The organism is Actinocorallia populi (assembly GCF_002995495.1).
In the GTDB taxonomy this organism is placed as follows: domain Bacteria; phylum Actinomycetota; class Actinomycetes; order Streptosporangiales; family Streptosporangiaceae; genus Actinocorallia; species Actinocorallia populi.
Map to the genome: position 1 here is coordinate 620455 of NZ_PVZV01000001.1, position 17479 is coordinate 637933.

Annotated in this window: 15 protein-coding genes and 2 tRNA genes; 5 read left to right on the forward strand and 12 right to left on the reverse strand. The window is 71.2% G+C overall.

What is annotated here, in order from left to right; genetic code table 11:
* Positions 1-98: 98 nt before the first annotated feature.
* On the forward strand, positions 99-1016 hold the full coding sequence (locus tag C2865_RS41305; RefSeq protein ID WP_106396733.1) for a MerR family transcriptional regulator: 918 nt from the start codon (positions 99-101) through the stop codon (positions 1014-1016).
* Between the two features lie 241 nt (positions 1017-1257).
* On the opposite strand, the gene C2865_RS03135 is transcribed toward C2865_RS41305, so the two are convergent.
* Positions 1258-2118, reverse strand: coding sequence for an SDR family oxidoreductase (locus C2865_RS03135; protein WP_106396734.1), 861 nt, complete (start codon positions 2116-2118; stop codon positions 1258-1260).
* A 159-nt stretch (positions 2119-2277) separates the two neighbouring features.
* Here C2865_RS03135 and C2865_RS03140 point away from each other — a divergent pair, with 159 nt between their 5' ends.
* Both C2865_RS03140 and C2865_RS03145 read left to right on the forward strand, forming a co-directional pair.
* Complete coding sequence (locus C2865_RS03140; protein WP_106396735.1) at positions 2278-3804, forward strand: MFS transporter; 1527 nt, start codon at positions 2278-2280, stop codon at positions 3802-3804.
* Positions 3791-4351: a TetR family transcriptional regulator gene (locus C2865_RS03145; protein ID WP_106396736.1), complete on the forward strand. Its 561-nt coding sequence runs from the start codon at positions 3791-3793 to the stop codon at positions 4349-4351. The genes C2865_RS03140 and C2865_RS03145 overlap by 14 nt, the downstream gene beginning before the upstream one ends.
* 97 nt (positions 4352-4448) lie before the next feature.
* Here the strand turns inward: C2865_RS03145 and C2865_RS03150 are convergent.
* From C2865_RS03150 to C2865_RS03175, 7 genes are all read right to left on the reverse strand, one after another.
* A tRNA-Ala gene (locus tag C2865_RS03150) sits at positions 4449-4521 on the reverse strand.
* Positions 4522-4622: 101 nt separating this feature from the next.
* On the reverse strand, positions 4623-4739 hold the full coding sequence (locus C2865_RS40490; RefSeq protein WP_232835313.1) for a DLW-39 family protein: 117 nt from the start codon (positions 4737-4739) through the stop codon (positions 4623-4625).
* A gap of 79 nt (positions 4740-4818) precedes the next feature.
* On the reverse strand, positions 4819-6009 hold the full coding sequence (locus C2865_RS03155) for a cytochrome P450 (protein WP_106396737.1): 1191 nt from the start codon (positions 6007-6009) through the stop codon (positions 4819-4821).
* A gap of 50 nt (positions 6010-6059) precedes the next feature.
* A complete protein-coding gene (locus C2865_RS03160; protein WP_106396738.1) occupies positions 6060-6599 on the reverse strand; it encodes a TetR family transcriptional regulator in 540 nt (179 codons plus the stop codon).
* Positions 6600-6613: 14 nt separating this feature from the next.
* On the reverse strand, positions 6614-7258 hold the full coding sequence (locus C2865_RS03165) for a TetR/AcrR family transcriptional regulator (protein ID WP_106396739.1): 645 nt from the start codon (positions 7256-7258) through the stop codon (positions 6614-6616).
* A gap of 15 nt (positions 7259-7273) precedes the next feature.
* Positions 7274-8293, reverse strand: a complete 1020-nt coding sequence (locus C2865_RS03170) for a hemolysin family protein (protein WP_106396740.1) — start codon at positions 8291-8293, stop codon at positions 7274-7276.
* Positions 8290-9606 carry a hemolysin family protein gene (locus tag C2865_RS03175; protein ID WP_106396741.1) on the reverse strand — a complete coding sequence of 439 codons (1317 nt, stop codon included), beginning with the start codon at positions 9604-9606 and terminating at the stop codon, positions 8290-8292. The genes C2865_RS03170 and C2865_RS03175 overlap by 4 nt, the downstream gene beginning before the upstream one ends.
* A gap of 320 nt (positions 9607-9926) precedes the next feature.
* Between C2865_RS03175 and C2865_RS03180 the strand changes: the two genes are divergently transcribed.
* Both C2865_RS03180 and C2865_RS03185 read left to right on the forward strand, forming a co-directional pair.
* Positions 9927-10997 carry a class I SAM-dependent methyltransferase gene (locus tag C2865_RS03180; protein ID WP_106396742.1) on the forward strand — a complete coding sequence of 357 codons (1071 nt, stop codon included), beginning with the start codon at positions 9927-9929 and terminating at the stop codon, positions 10995-10997.
* A gap of 103 nt (positions 10998-11100) precedes the next feature.
* Positions 11101-11454: a hypothetical protein gene (locus C2865_RS03185; protein ID WP_106397457.1), complete on the forward strand. Its 354-nt coding sequence runs from the start codon at positions 11101-11103 to the stop codon at positions 11452-11454.
* Positions 11455-11554: 100 nt separating this feature from the next.
* Here the strand turns inward: C2865_RS03185 and C2865_RS03190 are convergent, their stop codons facing one another.
* The 4 genes from C2865_RS03190 to gyrA form a co-directional block, all read right to left on the reverse strand.
* Positions 11555-13807: a protein kinase domain-containing protein gene (locus C2865_RS03190; RefSeq protein WP_198652858.1), complete on the reverse strand. Its 2253-nt coding sequence runs from the start codon at positions 13805-13807 to the stop codon at positions 11555-11557.
* A gap of 180 nt (positions 13808-13987) precedes the next feature.
* Positions 13988-14061 (reverse strand) — tRNA-Ile (locus C2865_RS03195).
* Between the two features lie 77 nt (positions 14062-14138).
* A complete protein-coding gene (locus C2865_RS03200) occupies positions 14139-14954 on the reverse strand; it encodes a DUF3566 domain-containing protein (RefSeq protein ID WP_232835314.1) in 816 nt (271 codons plus the stop codon).
* Positions 14951-17461: a DNA gyrase subunit A gene (gyrA, locus tag C2865_RS03205; protein ID WP_106396744.1), complete on the reverse strand. Its 2511-nt coding sequence runs from the start codon at positions 17459-17461 to the stop codon at positions 14951-14953. The genes C2865_RS03200 and gyrA overlap by 4 nt, the downstream gene beginning before the upstream one ends.
* Between the last annotated feature and the right edge of the window lie 18 nt (positions 17462-17479).

Here is a 17479-nt window from a genome sequence, read left to right on the forward strand (position 1 = left end):
CTAAGTGCAATAGCGTTCTTGCACTTAGTTCAAGAACGGTGAGCCCGGTGGCCTTCCGAGCTTGAAACTCCCCCAGGGGGAGGTGCCAGGGTGAGGGCATGGACGGAGAGCACCGCTACTCGATCGGAGAACTCGCGCGGATGAGCGGGTGCACGGTGAAGGCCGTGCGGTTCTACTCCGAGCGGGGGCTCGTACCGGAAGCCGGCAGGACGGCGTCCGGGCACCGGCGGTACGGGCCGGAGGCCGTGGCACGGCTCGGCCTGGTGCGGACCCTGCGCGACCTGGGGATCGACCTCGCCACCGTCCAGAAGCTCGTCGACCGCGAAATACCTGCCGCCGAGGTCGCCGCCGCCCACGCCGAGGCCGTCGCCGTGCAGATGCGGGTGCTGCGGCTGCGGCACGCGGTGCTGTCCGCCGCCGCCCGGCGCGGTTCCCCACCCGAGGAGATGGATCTCATGCACCGGCTCGCCCGCCTGTCCGCCACCGAACGCGCCGGCCTCGTCGCCGACTTCCTCGCCGACGCCTTCGGCGACGACGGCACCGACCCGCTCTCCCGCGTCCTGCGCCGTTCGCTGGCCCCCGAACTCCCCGACGACCCTACCTCCGAACAGCTGACGGCCTGGGTGGAACTGGCCGAACTCACCCAGGACCAGGATTTCCGCTCCCTGATGCGCGACCTGTTCACCGACCACGCCGACCAGCACCCCTCGGCCCCGCCCCGCAAACACGCAGTCGCGCTGATAGCCGAGGCCGTCCCCCCGCTGCTCGCCGCCGACGCCGATCCCGCCTCCCCCGAGGCCGCCCAGACCGTCGCGGACATCACCGCCGCCTACGCCGGCTCCCGGAACCTCCCCGACGACGCAGCCCTGCGCGAGCGCCTCGCCGCCGCCCTGACCGCCGCGAACGACCCGCGCCGCGAGCACTACCTGGATCTGCTCTCCATCGTCAACGGCTGGCCCCCGCCCCGGCACCCGCGCCGCGAACTCGCCTGGTTCCTCACCGCCCTCACCGCGTGACCGCGACGAGCCGAGGCCAGACGTCCTCACCGACCGGCGAGTCCAGCACCAGCCCATACGCCCGCCCCGCAAGCCGGACCCTGTCGTACTCCGACAGGGCACGCCCCGGCGTGCTGTGGGCGGGCCAGGACCACGGACGGCTCTACCGGTCACCGCGATCCGTTCCCGGAGGGTGAGCAGGCGGGGCGTAGGGGCCGCCAGGCTCCGTAGCGCCGCCGTGCACGGACAGGCATGCCGGGGTTCAAGCGGGCTGGCCGGGGGCGGGGATGGCGTGTTCGGCGGCTCGGCTGACCTCTTCCCAGGACGCCCAGGTGTCCATGCGGCGGCGGGAGATGTCGAAGGCGAGGTCGTAGACCATGCTGCCGAGGAGGAGGCGCAGCGGCGGGTCGTCGGAGGCGACGAGCTTCATGACGGCCTCGGCGGCCAGGCGGGGGTCGCTGTCGACCGAGCCTTCGGCCCACTGCTTCTGGAGTTCGGCGCGCAGCGGGTCGTACGCCTCCAGCGGCTCGGTCATCGTCGTGCCGGTGGAGTACAGGTCCGTCCAGTAGCCGCCGGGCTGGACGATGGTGACCTTGCCGCCGAACGCGGCGGCCTCCATCGCCAGGGCCTCGCTCATGCCCTCCAGGGCGAACTTGCTGGCGCTGTACATGCCGTTGCTGGGGAAGCCGCCCAGCGCGCCGATGCTGGAGATCTGGAGGATGTGCCCGGAGCCCTGGGCGCGCAGGTGCGGCATCACCGCCTGGCTCACCCACAGGGCGCCGAAGAAGTTCGTCTCCATCTGGGTGCGGGCCTGGGCTTCGGTGAACTCCTCCAGCATGCCCAGGTACAGGACACCGGCGTTGTTGACGACGACGTCGAGCCTGCCGAAGTGCTCGACGGCCCTGGCGACGGCGGCGAAGACGGCGTCGCGGTCGGTGACGTCCAGCGGCAGGGCCAGCAGCCGGCCCTCGTGCTCGGCGGCGAGCCCGTCGAGCGGGGCGGTGCCGCGCGCCAGGGCGACGACCCGGTCGCCCGCCTCGAGCGCGGCCTCGGTGAAGGCGCGGCCGAGGCCCTTGCTGGCGCCGGTGATGAACCAGACACGGCCCGCGGGGGTGGTGGTCATGGAGATCTCCTTCTACTCGAATCGCCCTATCGAGACGATACGTCTCGGCTTGCGGGCCTCATACTCCACCCCGAGAGGACCTATGTCAAGACGAACCGTCTCGTCTCAACAACCCATCCGGTTTCCCTAACAATCCATTTGGTCGGCTAATGTGGTGACATGACCACCACAGACGCCCTCGCACCGGCACGGGCCGGCCGACGCGAATGGTTCGCACTCGGCGTCCTCGTCCTGGTCGTCCTGCTCCTGACGATCGACGGCACCGTCCTCTACCTGGCGGTCCCGTCCCTCACCGCCGACATCGACCCGTCCGCCACGCAGTTGTTGTGGATCGGGGACATCTACTCCTTCGTCCTGGCCGGCCTGCTCATCACGATGGGCAACCTCGCCGACCGGATCGGCCGCAAACGCCTGCTGCTGATCGGCAGCGGCGCCTTCGGCATCGCCTCGGTGACGGCCGCCTTCGCCCCGAACCCCGAGACGCTGATCGCGGCCCGCGCCCTGCTGGGCGTCGCCGGCGCGACGCTGATGCCCTCGACGCTCTCGATCGTGCGCGCCATGTTCGCCGACGCCGGGCAGCGCACCCGCGCCATCGCGATCTGGTCCGCCGGCGCCACCGCGGGCGCCGCGGCGGGTCCGCTGATCGGCGGCGCGCTGCTGGAGAACTTCTGGTGGGGATCGGTCTTCCTGATCAATGTTCCGATCATGGTGCTGGTCCTGGTCGCCGGGTACCTCCTGCTGCCGGAGTCGCGCGGCCGCGCCGACCAGCCGGTCGACCTCGCCTCCTCGGCGCTGTCGATCCTCGCGATCGTCCCGCTGGTCTACGCGGTCAAGCACTGGGTGGGCACCGGGCTCGACTGGAGCGTCCCGGCCGCCGCCGCGATCGGGCTCCTGGCCGGATGGGCGTTCCTCCGCCGCCAGACGCGGCTGAGGTTCCCCCTCCTGGACGTCTCGCTCTTCAAGGTCCCCGCCTTCGCCGGGGCGGTGGCCGCGAACACGCTGTCGATCTTCGCCTTCATGGGCCTGCTGTTCTTCTTCTCCCAGTACCTGCAGCTCGTGCGCGAGTACGGCCCGCTGCAGGCCGGGGTGGCGGAGCTGCCCTCGACGGTCGCCTCCATGGCCGTCATCGTGTTCATCGGCCTCCTCGTCGCGAGGTTCGGCACCGGACGCTCGATCGGCATCGGCCTGGCCGCCGGCGCCCTCGGGCTCGCGGGCCTGGGCCTCACCGCCGCCCTCCCGTCGTACTGGGGCCTGGCGGCCTTCCTGGCCGTGCTCGGCCTGGGCATCGGCGTCGCCATGACCCTGTCCACCGACGCCGTGGTCACCGCGGTCCCCAAGGAACGGGCGGGCGCGGCCTCCTCGATCGCCGAGACCGGCTACGAGCTCGGCGGGGCGCTGGGCATCGCGGTCCTCGGCTCGGTCCAGGTCGCCGTCTACCGCGCAGGCCTGGACCTGCCCGACGGCCTGTCCCCGGCCGACACCGCGACCGTCGAGGAGTCGCTGGCCGCCGCCGTGGCCTCGGTCACGAACGCCGACGCCATCGCCGTCGCCCGGGAGGCCTTCACGACCGCCGTGCAGACCACGTCCTTCATCGCCGCCGCGATCCTCGCCGTGTCCGCCGTGGTCGCCTGGCGCGTCATACCCTCGACCCCCATGGAGCCGGAGAAAGCACATGTCCACCACTGAACGCCAGTCCCGCGACAAGGAGCGCACCCGCCGCGCGATCCTGGACGCCGCCGAGAGGGTCTTCACCGAGCGCGGCGCCCAGGCGAGCCTGGCCGACATCGCCACCGCCGCAGGGGTCACCAAGGGCGGCCTCATGCACCATTTCCCCAGCCGCGACGCTCTCGTCCGGGCGGTGTACGAGCACGGCACCGCCCGCATGTGGGACGAGGTGCGTGCGCACGTCGACATCTCCGAGAACCGGGCCGGCAAGTTCACCCGCGGCTACGTCCGCGCCCTCACGGGGGACAGCGAGTACCTGACGAACGCCTTCTGCCCCACCGGTCTCTTCACCGTGCTCGGCCTCGCGCCCCAGCTCGAGGAGTTCCACCGGCGCGACGCGGAGGCATGGAACGCGGCCTTCGCCGCCGACGGGCTCCCCGAAGGACGGGCGCTGGCCGTGCGTTTCGCCGCGGAAGGCCTGGCCTTCGCCCTGCAGAGCCCGTATCTCACCGGCGAGCAGCTCGCCGTGGCCCGTGCGGAACTGCTCGCCCTCACCGAACCGGGCTGAGCGCGCCGAGGCCCGCTGAGAACGCAGAACTCCGGCCGGCGATACGCCGACCGGAGTTCTGTCGAAACCGGGTCTCCCCTCGGGGAGGACCCCGCGGTGGAGCCGTGGGGAATCGAACCCCAGACCTCCTGCATGCAAGGCAGGTGCTCTACCAATTGAGCTACGGCCCCTGGTGCGGCCAGAGTACCGGGGAAAGCCGCCGGTCGCGAACGGGTATCCCGCTCACGGAAACGGCGCCGCTCGGAAGCACGCGGCGCCGGTTCTCGTCATATCACTCTGCGGAGGTCGCCTCGGTCCACAGGTCCAGTTCGGCGCGGTCCTGCTGGAGGCGCTTCCAGATGGCGAAGCCGCCGAGTCCGAGAATGGCGAGCACGAGAAGCTTCTTCATGGTGAGGACCCCTTCACCTTCGACAGTGGTCAGAACCAAACTTAGCAACGACTGAACACTATCGAACGTCGTCTTCGACTCATCCGGGGGAGCGGCCGATCAAGGAAACCGGCAGGGAGGCGAACCCGCGCACGTTGGACGAGTGCACGCGGACGGCGTTCGCCTCGTCCACCTCGTAGGCCGAGACCAGGCGCGTGAACTCGGTGAGGGCGATCTGGGCCTCCAGGCGTGCCATGTTCGCGCCCAGGCAGTAGTGCCTGCCTCCGCCGAAGCTGATGAGCTGCGACGTGTCGCGGTCGAGGTCGTAGCGGTCGGCGCCGGGGAAGACGTCCTCGTCGCGGTTGGCGGAGCCGACCAGCAGGAGGAGCCGCGACCCGGCGGGGACGGTCCGTCCGTGGGCGGTGAAGTCCTCGGCGACGGTGCGGGCGATCTGCTGGCTGGAGGTGTCGTAGCGCAGCGTCTCCTCGATCCAGGCGTCCACCGGCTCCTTCAGCACGCGGTCGGTGAGCCGGTGCTTCCACGCCCAGTAGAGGGCGTTGGCCAGCAGCTTCGTGGTGGTCTCGTTGCCGGCGATGACCATGAGGAACAGGAAGGCGATGATCTCGCCGTCGGCGAGCCGGTCGCCGTCGACCTCGGCCTCCAGCAGCGCCGAGGTGAGGTCGTCCCCCGGTTTGCGGCGCTTGGCCGCGAGCAGTTCCGCGTAGTAGCCGACCAGGGTGAGCGCCGCGTCCATCCCGGCGGGCGGCACGTCCTGCACGCCCTCCTCCCGGTGGACGACGACCTCGGCGAGCCTGCGCAGTTCGGGGCGGTCGGCCTCGGGCACGCCCATCAGCTCGGAGATGACGTCCATCGGCAGCACGCCGGCGAAGTCGGCGACGAAGTCGAACGGCTCGCCCTCGATGAGGGGCTCCAGCAGCGTCCGGGTCATCTCCAGGATGCGGGGGTGCAGCTCGCGCACCCGGCGCGGGGTGAAGCCCCGCGAGACCAGGCTGCGCAGGCGGGTGTGGCGGGGCGGGTCGAGCGCCAGGAACGACATCGTCCGGTGCGCGTGCGGGCCCCACGCCGACGCGTCGAGCGTGACGCCGTTGACGCTGGAGAAGCGTTCCCAGTCGCGGAAGGCCGTCGCGACGTCGGCGTGCCGGGACAGGGCCCAGAAGTCGAGCTCCTCGTTGCGGTAGAGCGGCGCCTCCCGGCGGAGCCTGGCGTAGACGGGGTAGGGGTCCTCGTGGACGCGGTAGTCGTACGGGCTGTACTCGAGATCACTGGACACGTGTCCAGACGTTAGTTCACCTTTCCGGCGCGGACAAGGGACGCCCGCGCTCAGCGCAGGGTGAGCCGGGCCACCTCGGCCAGCCGGTCGGCCGCCTCCGTGTAGGACATGTAGCCCATCCCCGCCTGCAGGAGCGCTCCCGAGTAGGCCATCTCCAGCGCGTCCAGGACCACCCCGTCCTCCCGGCCGAGCGCGTGCACCAGCCTCTGGTGGATGTTCAGGCCGATGCGCAGCCGCAGCTCCCGCACGTCCGGGTCGGACGCCAGGACCGCCGTCGTGCAGGCCGCCGCCAGCTCCGGCTCGCTCGCGATGAGCAGCACGATCTCCCTGAGCGCCTGCGCCGCGTCCCCGTCGGTCCGCGGCAGCGCCTCCAGCCTGCGCCAGAAGACCTCGGTGAGCAGGTGGTTCTTGGAGGTGAAGTAGGTGTAGGCGGTCGCCGCCGCCACCCCCGCCCGGCGCGCGACGTTGCGGACGGTCAGGCCGTCGTACCCCGTCTCCCGCACCTCGGCGACGGTGGCGTCGGTCAGCCGGCGGACGGTGTCGGCCTGGCGGTCGCTCAGCCTCCGCCGTGTGGACTCATGTACGGACACGCGTCCGGACGCTATCAGCCGTCGAGACCGGCGCAGCCGTCCACGGCCGACCTCAGGTTGCGGAAGACCCGCTCGGCCAGCAGGGACAGCTCGGCCCTCAGCTCCTCCCCGCCCTCCCCGGCGGACGCCCGGCGCACGCCCGTCACGTAGACGGTGCGGTAGGCGGCTGCCGTCCAGGCCGCGGCCAGCCGGACGGCGGGACCGTCGGGGTCCCTCCCCCCGGTCTCGGCGAGGAGCCGCGCGACGACGTCCTCCAGCTCCTCCACGTACTCCCTGACCCTGGCCTTCAGCGCGGACGACTCACCCACCACCTGCCAGAACCGGATGAAGGTCGGCCGGTCCACATAACCGCCCAGCGCGTCGCCCTCCGCCAGCAGCCGCAACAGGAGGTCGCGCAGCGCGTCCACCGGGTGGGCGCCCGCCGGACGCTCTCGCACGACCCGCGCGACCTCCTCCAGCGCGCCGGGGAAACGGTCGAGGAGGAGGTCCTCTTTGCGCGGGAAGTAGTTGAACACCGTCTTCGGCGAGACCCCGGCGGCCTCGGCCACCTCCCCGACCGTGACGCCGTCGAACCCGCGCTCCAGAAAGAGCCCGGTGGCGGCGTCGGAGATCTGCTGCCGGGTCTCCTTCTTCTTGCGCTCCCTCAGCCCGTCTTCCACACCCTCACTCTGGCATCACCGCTCGGCCGGGGCCAGCAGCGTGGTGACCAGGTCGTCCAGGCTGACCAGGCCGACCAGGCCGTGCTCGTCGCGGACCAGGCCGAGCTGGCTGTGCCGGCTCCGCAGGACCGCCAGCGCGCCGGCGACCGGGGTCTCCGGGGTGAGCACCGGCACCGGATGGCCGGCGTCCCTGGCGCGGAAGGGCATGCCCTTGGCCCGCGCCAGGTAGGCGTCCCTGGCATGGACCATGCCGATCAGCTCGCCGTCGCCGTCGCGCAACAGCAGCCGGGTGTGCCCGGTGCGCACCGCGGTGTCGATGACGGTGCCGGCGTCGGCGTCCGGCTCCACCACGGTCAGCTCGTGCAGCGGGGTGATCAGCGGGACCAGGCTGGTCTCCGGGGCGTCCAGCGCCCGGCTGAGCACGTTGCGGTCCACCTCGTCGATCAGGCCGAGGCGGCGGGACTCCTCCACCAGATGCCTGAGCTGGTCGGGGGTGCGCGAGACCGACATCGAGTCGCGCGGCTGCACCCGCATCAGCCGCAGCAGCCCGTTGGTCGTGCGGTTGAGCGCCAGCAGCACCAGCCGGAACAACCGGGTGAAGCCGCGGAACGGCAGCGCCAGCAGCAGCGCCGAGCGCTCCGGGCGGGCGATCGCCCAGGACTTGGGCGCCATCTCCCCGATGACCATGTGCAGGAACGTCACCAGCGCCAGCGCGATCACGAAGGACACCGCGTGCGAGACGGTGTACGACAGGCCCAGCCCGTGGAAGAGCGGGCTGAGCACCTCGGCGATCACCGGCTCGGAGACGATGCCCAGGCCCAGCGAGCACATGGTGATGCCCAGCTGGGCGCCGGCCAGCATCAGCGACAACTCGCGGATCCCGGCCACGGCGGAGGCCGCGGCCCGGCTCCCCTCGGCTGCGGCCTTCTCCAGCCGGGGCCGCCGGGCGGCCACCAGCGCGAACTCCGCCGCGACGAAGAAGCCGTTGCCCAGCAGCAGCAGAACGGTCAGCAGGATCCCGGTGGGCACGCTCATCGCGACTCCTCCACCCGGCCGGGCCGCTCGCGCAGCCGCACCTTCTCGGGGACGTGGTGCCCCTTGCTGAGCACCTCGATCTCGATGGTCCGGCCGCCCTCCTCGACCTCGATCACGTCACCGGGCTCGGCGAACCTGCCCAGCCGGTGCAGGATGAGCCCCGCGAGGGTGTCGTAGTCGCCCTCGGGCAGCTCCAGGTCGATGAGCTGGTCGATCTCGTCGATCCGCAGCCCCGCGTCCAGATGCCACCACTCGTCCTGCGGCCTGACCTGGGGGATCTCCTGGTCGGTCTCGTCGGAGATGTCCCCGACGAGCTCCTCGGCCACGTCCTCCAGGGTGAGCAGCCCGGCGAACCCGCCGTACTCGTCGATCACCACCGCGATCTCGTCCCTGCGCTCCTGCATCTGGACGATCACCTCCGGCAGCGGCAGCGAGTCCGGGACCAGCAGCGCCTCACGGGCCAGCAGCCCGGCCGTCGCCTTGTCCCACTCCTCGTCGCCGACCGGCAGCAGCTGCCGCAGCCCCAGCACGCCCACGATGTCGTCCACCCGCTCCCCGACCACCGGGTAGTGGGTGTGGCCGTGCCGCCCGATGATCTCCACGATCTCGTCGGCGGTGGCCTCGGCCGGGATGGTCACCACGTCGATCCGCGGGATCATCGCCTGGTCGGCCGTGTGGTCGGAGAACACCAGGGCCCGTTCCAGCAGGTGGACGTGCTCGTCGGCGAACTCCTCCTCGGACTCGCCGATGATCAGGCCGAGCTCCTCCAGCGTCGCGCCGTGGTGCAGCTCCTCGACCGGCTCGATGCCCGCCGTGCGCAGCACCCGGTTGGCCGAGGAGTCGAAGAACCTGATCAGCGGGGACGCGACCGTCAGGTACACCAGCGTGGACGGGGCCAGCACCCGGGCCAGGGTCTCCGGCCTGGCCAGCGCCAGGTTCTTGGGGAAGAGTTCACCCAGCACCATCTGGATGACGATCGCCAGGACGAATCCCAGGGCCAGCGCCACCCCGCCGACGGCGGCGTCGGGCACGCCCAGCGGGTCCAGCAGCGGCCTGATCAGCTGGGCCAGGGCCGGTTCGGCGATGAAGCCCACCACCAGGGTGGTGACCGTGATCCCCAGCTGTGCGCCGGAGAGCATGAACGACAGCCGCTCCAGCACCCTGACGGCCCGTGCCGCCTTCTTGTCGCCCTCGCGTGCCGCCTGCTCCAGCTCGATGCGGTCGGCCGTCACGTAGGCGAATTCCTGTGCCACGAAATACCCGGTCGCCGCCGTCAGGATGAACACGGCGGCCAACCCGAACAAGACCGTCACCGGGGTTCACCCGGCTCCGTCGACGGGCTCGTTCTATGACCGGAGTCCGAACTATCGGACACCGCACCCCTCTCCCTACTCGTTCTTCGTCCGGTGAGAAGAACCGGATCCGTCAAGCATTGCTTCCCAAACCCTAAGCCCAGCCGGCTCCCCCTCCAGCAGGCACTTCACGGGTTTTGCGGGCTTCTTTCCCTTTTGGGGCGGACCAAACCCCGGCTAGACGCGCCCGTTACGTGACAGAATGATCACCCTCAGCGATAAGAGCAGCGTAGAGGGGGCGCGAGCGGTGCGCCCGAACGACTCGAGGAGGAGAGCGGAACATGACCACCACTGAGGAACTGCTGGTCGAACGGATGTTGAACGACGCCGCCGCCGCGATGGAGACGCTCAACACCTGCCTCGGCGTGCGGCTCGGACTGTACGAGGCGCTCGCAGGCGGCCCCCTGGACGCGCACGGCCTCGCCGACAGGGCCGGTGTCCACCCCCGCTACGCCCGGGAGTGGCTGGAGCAGCAGGGCGCGGCCGGATGGCTGGCCGTGGACGGCACGGACGACGACGCTTACAAGCGGACGTTCCGCCTGCCGGACGGGCTGCACTCGGTCCTCGTCGACCAGGACAGCCCCTTCTACCTGGGGGCGCTCCCCGGCTTCGTCGCCTCCGTCGCCGGGGTGATCGACCACGTGGCCGAGGCCTTCCGGACCGGCGGGGGCGTCTCCTTCGCCACCTACGGCGCGGGCACCCGCCACGGCATCGGACGCCTGAACCGGCCCATGTTCCTCCGCTCGATCGCCGCGTGGATCGGCGCCCTCTCCGGCGTCCCGTCCCGGCTGGCCGAGGAAGGCTCCCACGTGCTCGACCTGGGCTGCGGCACCGGATGGTCCACGATCGCCATCGCCGAGTCCTTCCCCGCCGCCCGCGTGCACGGCATCGACCTGGACGAGGCGTCGGTGGCCGAGGCCCGCCAGAACGCCGCGGCGCGGGGCGTCGCCGACCGCGTCTCCTTCACCCGCGCCGACGCCGCCGCCTTCGACCCCGAAGGCCTCCGGTACGACCTGGCCTGCTGCTTCGAGTGCCTGCACGACATGGCCGACCCGGTGGGCGTCCTGCACAACGTACGGCGCATGCTCGTCCCCGGCGGTTCCGTCCTCATCGGGGACGAGCGCGTCGCCGACTCCTACACCGCGCCCGGCGACATCCGGGAACGCCTCAACTACGCCTTCAGCACGCTGCACTGCCTTCCCGCGACCCGCGCCGAAGGCGCCAAGGTCGAAGCGGGCACCGTCCTGCGCGCACCGACCGTCGGCGAGTACGCCGCCGCCGCGGGCTACACCTCCTTCAAGGAGGCGCCCATCGACCACGACCTGTGGCGCTTCTACCACCTCACCGCATGACGGAAAGCAGCGTCGCGGGCGGTGCCTCCCCGCGTGGTCACACCGGCCGAAACCCATTGACACCCTCCATACACTCAGCAAGAGAACAACAAGGAGGGACATGATGAGCCGGACCCTCACCCTGTGGCGCCCGACGGGCCCCGAGGAGCTCGCCCTCGTCCGCGCGTCCGGCAACCGCCGCTGGCCGCCCCGGCTCCCCGAGCAGCCGATCTTCTACCCGGTGCTCAACGAGGACTACGCCATCAAAATCGTCCGGGACTGGAACGTCCCCGCCTCCGGCTCCGGCTACGTCACGCGGTTCGCCGTGGACGCCGGCTTCGCCGCCCGCTACCCCGTCCGCCAGGCCGGCGGCCGCGACATCCTCGAACTCTGGGTGCCCGCCGAAGAACTCGAGGAGTTCAACGACCACCTCGTCGGCCTGATCGAGGTCGTCCACGAATTCCATGGATCCACGTGAAACCAAGCGCGTCCCCCGGCCGCATCCCTACCTGAGGTGACGACCCGCCGAAGACGAAGTCCACACACCGCATGGCGGAGGCGGGGTCACGGGGAACGCGCTATGCGGGCCGTCTGCGGGCGGGGGCGGCGTCGTAGCAGGCCAGGGTCGCGGCGATGTCGCGGAGGGCGGAGGCCTGCTGGTCGGGAGCGCCGATGGTGTGGGCGAGGCGTTCGGCCTCCGGGGGGTCGATCTCGGCCAGGGAGCGGGCTATCTCGCCCAGCACGCCGTCGCGGTCGTGGGGCCGGATCAGGGTGCGGGCGAGGTGCTCGGACTCGGCCAGGATGCCGCGGGCGCGGTGCGGGGCCTGCACGGTCAGGGCGGAGGCGACGTCGCGCAGCGCGCGGGCGCAGTGGGCCGGGTCGTCGAGGCCGCGGGCGAGGCGTTCGGCCGCCGAGGGGTTCAGGGCGGCCAGCGAGCCGGCGATCTCGCGGAGCGCGGGCGTGCTGAGCGGGAGTTCCGCGGCCTCGGCGAGCAGTCCCTCCGCGTGCCGGGGGCGCTCGGCGCGCACCGCCTCCGCGACGTCCCGCAACCGCCAGGCGCGGGACTCGGGGTCGGGGATGGCGCGGGCGATGCGTTCGGCGAGCACCGGGTCGCGGCCGGTCTGCGCCCTGACCAGGTCCAGCCAGGGGGTGACACGGAAATCGGGGTCCTCGATGTCGCCGATGAGGCGCTCCGCGCCGGCCGGGTCCCGCACGGCCAGGGCCCGCACGATGACGCCCAGCGCCACGTCGCGGGCGGACGGCCCCTCGATGCCGCGGGCCAGCCGTTCGGCCGCCGCGGGGTCGTGCCGGGACAGCGCCTCCACGACGTACTCCAAAGCCGTGTCGCGCATCGCAGGATCCTCGATGTCGCGGGCGAGGCGTTCGGCCGCCACCGGGTCCTGCACGGCCAGGGCCCCCACGATCTGGGCCAGCCAGCCGTTCTGCGGCGGCTGGTCGCCGTCCCATCCGCCGCCCCGGGTGGACCCGTCCGTGCGGGCCAGCCGTTCGGCGTCGGCCAGCAGCTCCCGCGCCAGCCGCGGATCGCGCTCGGCGAGCGCGTGGGAGACCCGGCAGGCCATCACGATCCGCGTGGACGTGACGGGGATCGTGGCGACGAGCGCCGCCGCCTCCAGCAGCAGTTCCCCCGCCCGTCCCGGATCCCGCGCCGCCAACGTCCCGGCGAGGTCGCACAGCGCGCACGCCTTGTCGTACGGGCTGGAGATGTTCTGGACGAGGCGCACGGCCTCCGCGGGATCGTGCGCGGCCACCAGGTCCGCCAGCTCGCGCAGGATGCCGTCCCGGGAGAACACCGGATCGGAGGCCGTGTAGGCCAGCGCCTCCACGGCCGTCAACAGCTTCTCGGCGCGGCCCGGGTCGCGGCCCATCTGCCTGCCCGCGATGGTCAGCAGCAACGAGGCCTGGAAGTGCGGTTTGGTCACGGTGCGGGCGAGGCGCTCCGCGCCGGCCGGGTCCTCCTCGGCCAGCACCTCGACGATGCCGCGCAGCACCGGCATCCGGTGGTGCCAGAACGGGATGGACCAGGCGATCCGTTCGGCTTCGGCGAGCAGGCGCAACCTGTACCGGGACTCGTACGGCGCGCACGTCCGCTGCAGCATCTCGGCGATCTCGGTGGCCTTCGCCGGGCCGCGCCCCGGCTCACCGGCCAGCAGGTCGCCCAGCTGCACGTCGAGCTCGGGCAGGATCCCCCGGCGCAACGAGCGGGCCGAGGGCGTCCGCCCGGCGGGCCCGGCGCCCTCGCCGGTGAGCAGGCAGAAGATGGTGACGCCGAGGGAGTGGAGGTCGGTGCGCTCGTCGAGCAGCCCGGCCTTCGCCGGGTCGCGCAGCACGGCGATCCCGAAGTCGCACAGCTTCACCGTGCCGTCCTCCGACAGCAGCAGGCAGGAGGGGTTCACCTCGCCGTGCACCAGGCCCGCCGAGTGCGCGGCGGCCAGCGCGTCAGCCGCCTGGATGCCGTAGTCGAGCACGGTGCTGATCGGGAGGCCGCGCGGCTCCCGCGCCAGCTCGGTGCCCAGGTCCCGGCTCCCCCACGGCTCCAGGACCAGGAACGGGCGCCCCTCGTGCTCGCCGACGTCCTGCACCGGGGCGATGCCCGGGTGGATGAGCTCGACGGCGGCACGGGACTCGCGCTGGAAGTGCGCCAGCGCCTGCGCGCGGGACCGTTCGTCCTCCGGCGGGTCGGCGGGCGGCACCCGGATCGTCACCATCCGGCCCAGGAAGAGGTCGACCCCCTGCCAGAGCTCTCCCGCACCGTCGCGGCGCACCGGCTCGTCCAGCCGGTAGCGGCCCGCAAGTTCGGCCCCCGCCCGCATGCCACCTCTTCCCGGTCCGTCACCCATGGCCCTGTGAAGCTTCACCCATGGTGACAAAGGAATCCCTCTCCTCTGACACCGGGGGGAGCTGAGAAGAGACAAGGCCGGTCCCCGTATCGAGAACCGGCCTTGTGGACTACTGCTCACCGACCGCCTGAGCGATCCGGTGAAGTCTCCGAGTGGGCGTACCAGGACTTGAACCTGGGGCCTCATCCTTATCAGGGATGCGCTCTAACCGACTGAGCTATACGCCCGGGCGTTGCCTGGAGGGTTTCTCCTCCGTGGCGACGAGAAGTGAGATTACCCCATCTCATCGGGCAACGCGAACTGGTTACTCGGCCTCCTTGAGGGTGACCTCCACCCCGCCGACGAACTCGGCGGCGAGGTTGTAGATGACCGAGCCCACGGTGGCCAGAGCGGTGATCAGCAGCACGTTCAGCGCGCCCAGCAGAGCGGTGTAGCCCAGGATGCGGCCCGCGGAGAACCAGTCGCCGGCGTCCGAGCTCTGGTCCGGCCCGTTGGTGGTCTCGTTGATCGCCTCGGAGATCGAGTCGAAGACGCCCAGACCCGACAACACCATGTACAGCACCGTGACGGCGACGAACAGCACCACGAAGCAGACCAGGGACATGACGAAGCTGAACTTCATCACCGTCCACGGCTCGAACCGCGCGATCTGCAGGTGCGCCTTGCGCGACGACTTGCCGTCCTTGCCCTCCTCGTCGCCCTCCCGGCCGGAGTCCCCGGTGAGCTGGCGGCCGAGCCTGGAGGCGAGCGCCGCGGCCGCGGAGGCCGCCGACGCCACCGGGCGGTCGGTGCTCGGCTGCGGCGGCAGCGGGGACTTCGGCTCCGGCGACGGCGCGCCGTCCGTGACGGTGGGCATCGCGGCGGTGGCGCCCGGCGCCGGGGCGCGGTCGGCGAACACCGAGTCCGACGGCTCGGCCGCGACCGTCCAGGGCGCGTCGATGACCGTCTCGTCCACCGCGGGCGTCAGCGTCGGCTTGCCCGCCACTGCCTTGTCCGCGGCCTCCTCGCCCCTGTCCTCCTCGGACTCAGCGGGTACGGCCTCGCCCTTCACCGTCTTCTCGGAGTCGGCGGGATCGGGGGTGCCGTCCGCCTTGTCCTCGTTCTGGGAGGTCGTGCTCACGGGCTCTCACTTCCCTCTTCCTCCGCCACGGCTTCCGTGGAGTCTTCGATCGACTCTACGTTCCTCGCGATGGCGACCACGACATCGCCCTCCGCGAGGTTGACCAGACGGACACCCATCGTCTGCCTGCCGGACTGCTTGATCTCGCCAGCGCTGGTGCGGATGACGCCGCCGCTGGACGTCATAGCGAACACCTCGTCCTCGGGGCGGACCATGAGCGCCCCGACCAGCGTGCCGCGATTTTGCACGATCTTAGCGGTGAGCACACCCTTGCCGCCCCGTCCCTGAACCGGGTACTGGTCGGCCGGGGTCCGCTTGGCGTAACCGCCCTCGGTGGCGATCAGGACCTCCTCGTCGCCGCCGTCGCGGATGACGTGAACGTCCAGGAGCTCCTGCTCCTCGTCGAACCGCATGCCGATGACGCCGCGGGTGTCGCGCCCCATCGGCCGCAACTGGTCGTCGTCGGCCTTGAAGCGGATCGCCTGCGCCGAGGTGGAGACCATGAGCAGGTCGTCGTCGGCGGAGACCAGCCGGGCCGCGATGACCTCGTCGTCGTCCTTGAGGCCGATCGCGATGAGGCCGGCCGAGCGGGGCGAGTCGTAGGCGGGGAGCGCCGTCTTCTTGATCATGCCGGTCTTGGTGGCGATGACCAGGTACGGGGCCACCTGGTAGTCGCGCAGGTCCATCACCTGGGCGATCTTCTCGTCCGGCTGGAACGCCAGCAGGTTGGCCACGTGCTGGCCGCGCGCGTCACGGCCGCTGTCGGGCAGCTCGTAGGCCTTGGCGCGGTAGACCCGGCCCTTGTTGGTGAAGAACAGGATCCAGTGGTGCGTCGTCGTCACGAAGAAGTGCTCGACGATGTCGTCCTGCTTGAGCTGCGCGCCGCGCACGCCCTTGCCGCCGCGCCGCTGCGCCCGGTAGTGGTCGGTGCGGGTGCGCTTGGCGTAGCCGTCACGGGTGATGGTGACGACGATCTCCTCCTCGGCGATGAGGTCCTCGATGGACATGTCGCCGTCGAAGGGGATGATCTCGGTGCGCCGCTCGTCGCCGTACTTGTCCACGATCGTCGCGAGCTCGTCGCCGACGATGGAGCGCTGGCGCTCGGGCGAGGACAGGATGTCGTTGTAGTCGGCGATCTCGGCCATCAGCGAGTCGTACTCGTCCATGATGGCCTGGCGCTCCAGGGCCGCCAGCTTGCGCAGCTGCATGTCGAGGATGGCGCGGGCCTGCAGCTGGTCGATGACGAGCAGCTCGATCAGGCCCTGCTCGGCCTCGGACGCCGACGGGCTGCGCCGGATGAGGGCGATGACGTCGTCGATGCGGTCCAGCGCCTTGAGCAGGCCGCGCAGGATGTGGGCGCGCTCCTCGGCCTTGCGCAGCAGGAAGCGGGTGCGCCGGACGATGACCTCGATCTGGTGGGTCACCCAGTGCCGCACGAACTGGTCGACGCGCAGGGTGCGCGGCACCCCGTCGACCAGCGCCAGCATGTTGGCGCCGAACGTCTCCTGCAGCTGCGTGTGCTTGTACAGGTTGTTGAGGGCGACCTTGGCGACGGCGTCGCGCTTGAGGACGATGACCAGGCGCCGGCCGGTCCGGCCCGAGGTCTCGTCCCTGACGTCGGCGATGCCCGACAGCTTGCCCTCGCGGACCAGCTCGGCGATCTTCAGCGCGAGGTTGTCCGGGTTGACCTGGTAGGGCAGCGAGGTGACGACCAGGCAGGTGCGGCCCTGGATCTCCTCGACCTCGACCTCGGCGCGCATCGTGATGGAGCCGCGGCCGGTGCGGTAGGCGTCCTCGATGCCGCGGCGGCCCACGATGAGCGCGCCGGTCGGGAAGTCCGGGCCCTTGATGCGCTCGATGAGCGCGTCGAGCAGCTCCTCGTCGTCGGCGCCGTAGTTCTCCAGGTACCACTTGACGCCGTCGGCGACCTCGCGCAGGTTGTGCGGCGGGATGTTGGTCGCCATGCCGACCGCGATGCCGGCCGAGCCGTTGACCAGCAGGTTGGGGAACCGGGACGGCATGACGTCCGGCTCCTGCTGCTTGCCGTCGTAGTTCGGCGAGAAGTCGACGGTGTCCTTCTCGATGTCGCGCAGCAGCTCCATCGCCAGCGGTGCCATCTTGCACTCGGTGTAGCGCATGGCCGCGGCCGGGTCGTTGCCGGGCGAGCCGAAGTTGCCCTGGCCGTCGACCATCGGGTAGCGCAGCGACCACGTCTGCGCCAGCCGCACGAGGGCGTCGTAGATCGAGCTGTCGCCGTGCGGATGGTAGGAGCCCATGACGTCGCCGACGACGCGGGCGCACTTGAAGTAGCCGCGGTCGGGCCGGTAGCCGCCGTCGTACATCGCGTACAGCACGCGCCGGTGCACCGGTTTGAGACCGTCACGGACATCGGGGAGCGCGCGGCCCACGATCACCGACATCGCGTAGTCGAGATAGCTCTTGGCCATCTCGTCCTGGATGTCGACCGGTTCGATCCGGTCGTGGCCCTCGCTCGTCACCTCGGTCACTTACAACCCTCTTCGTTC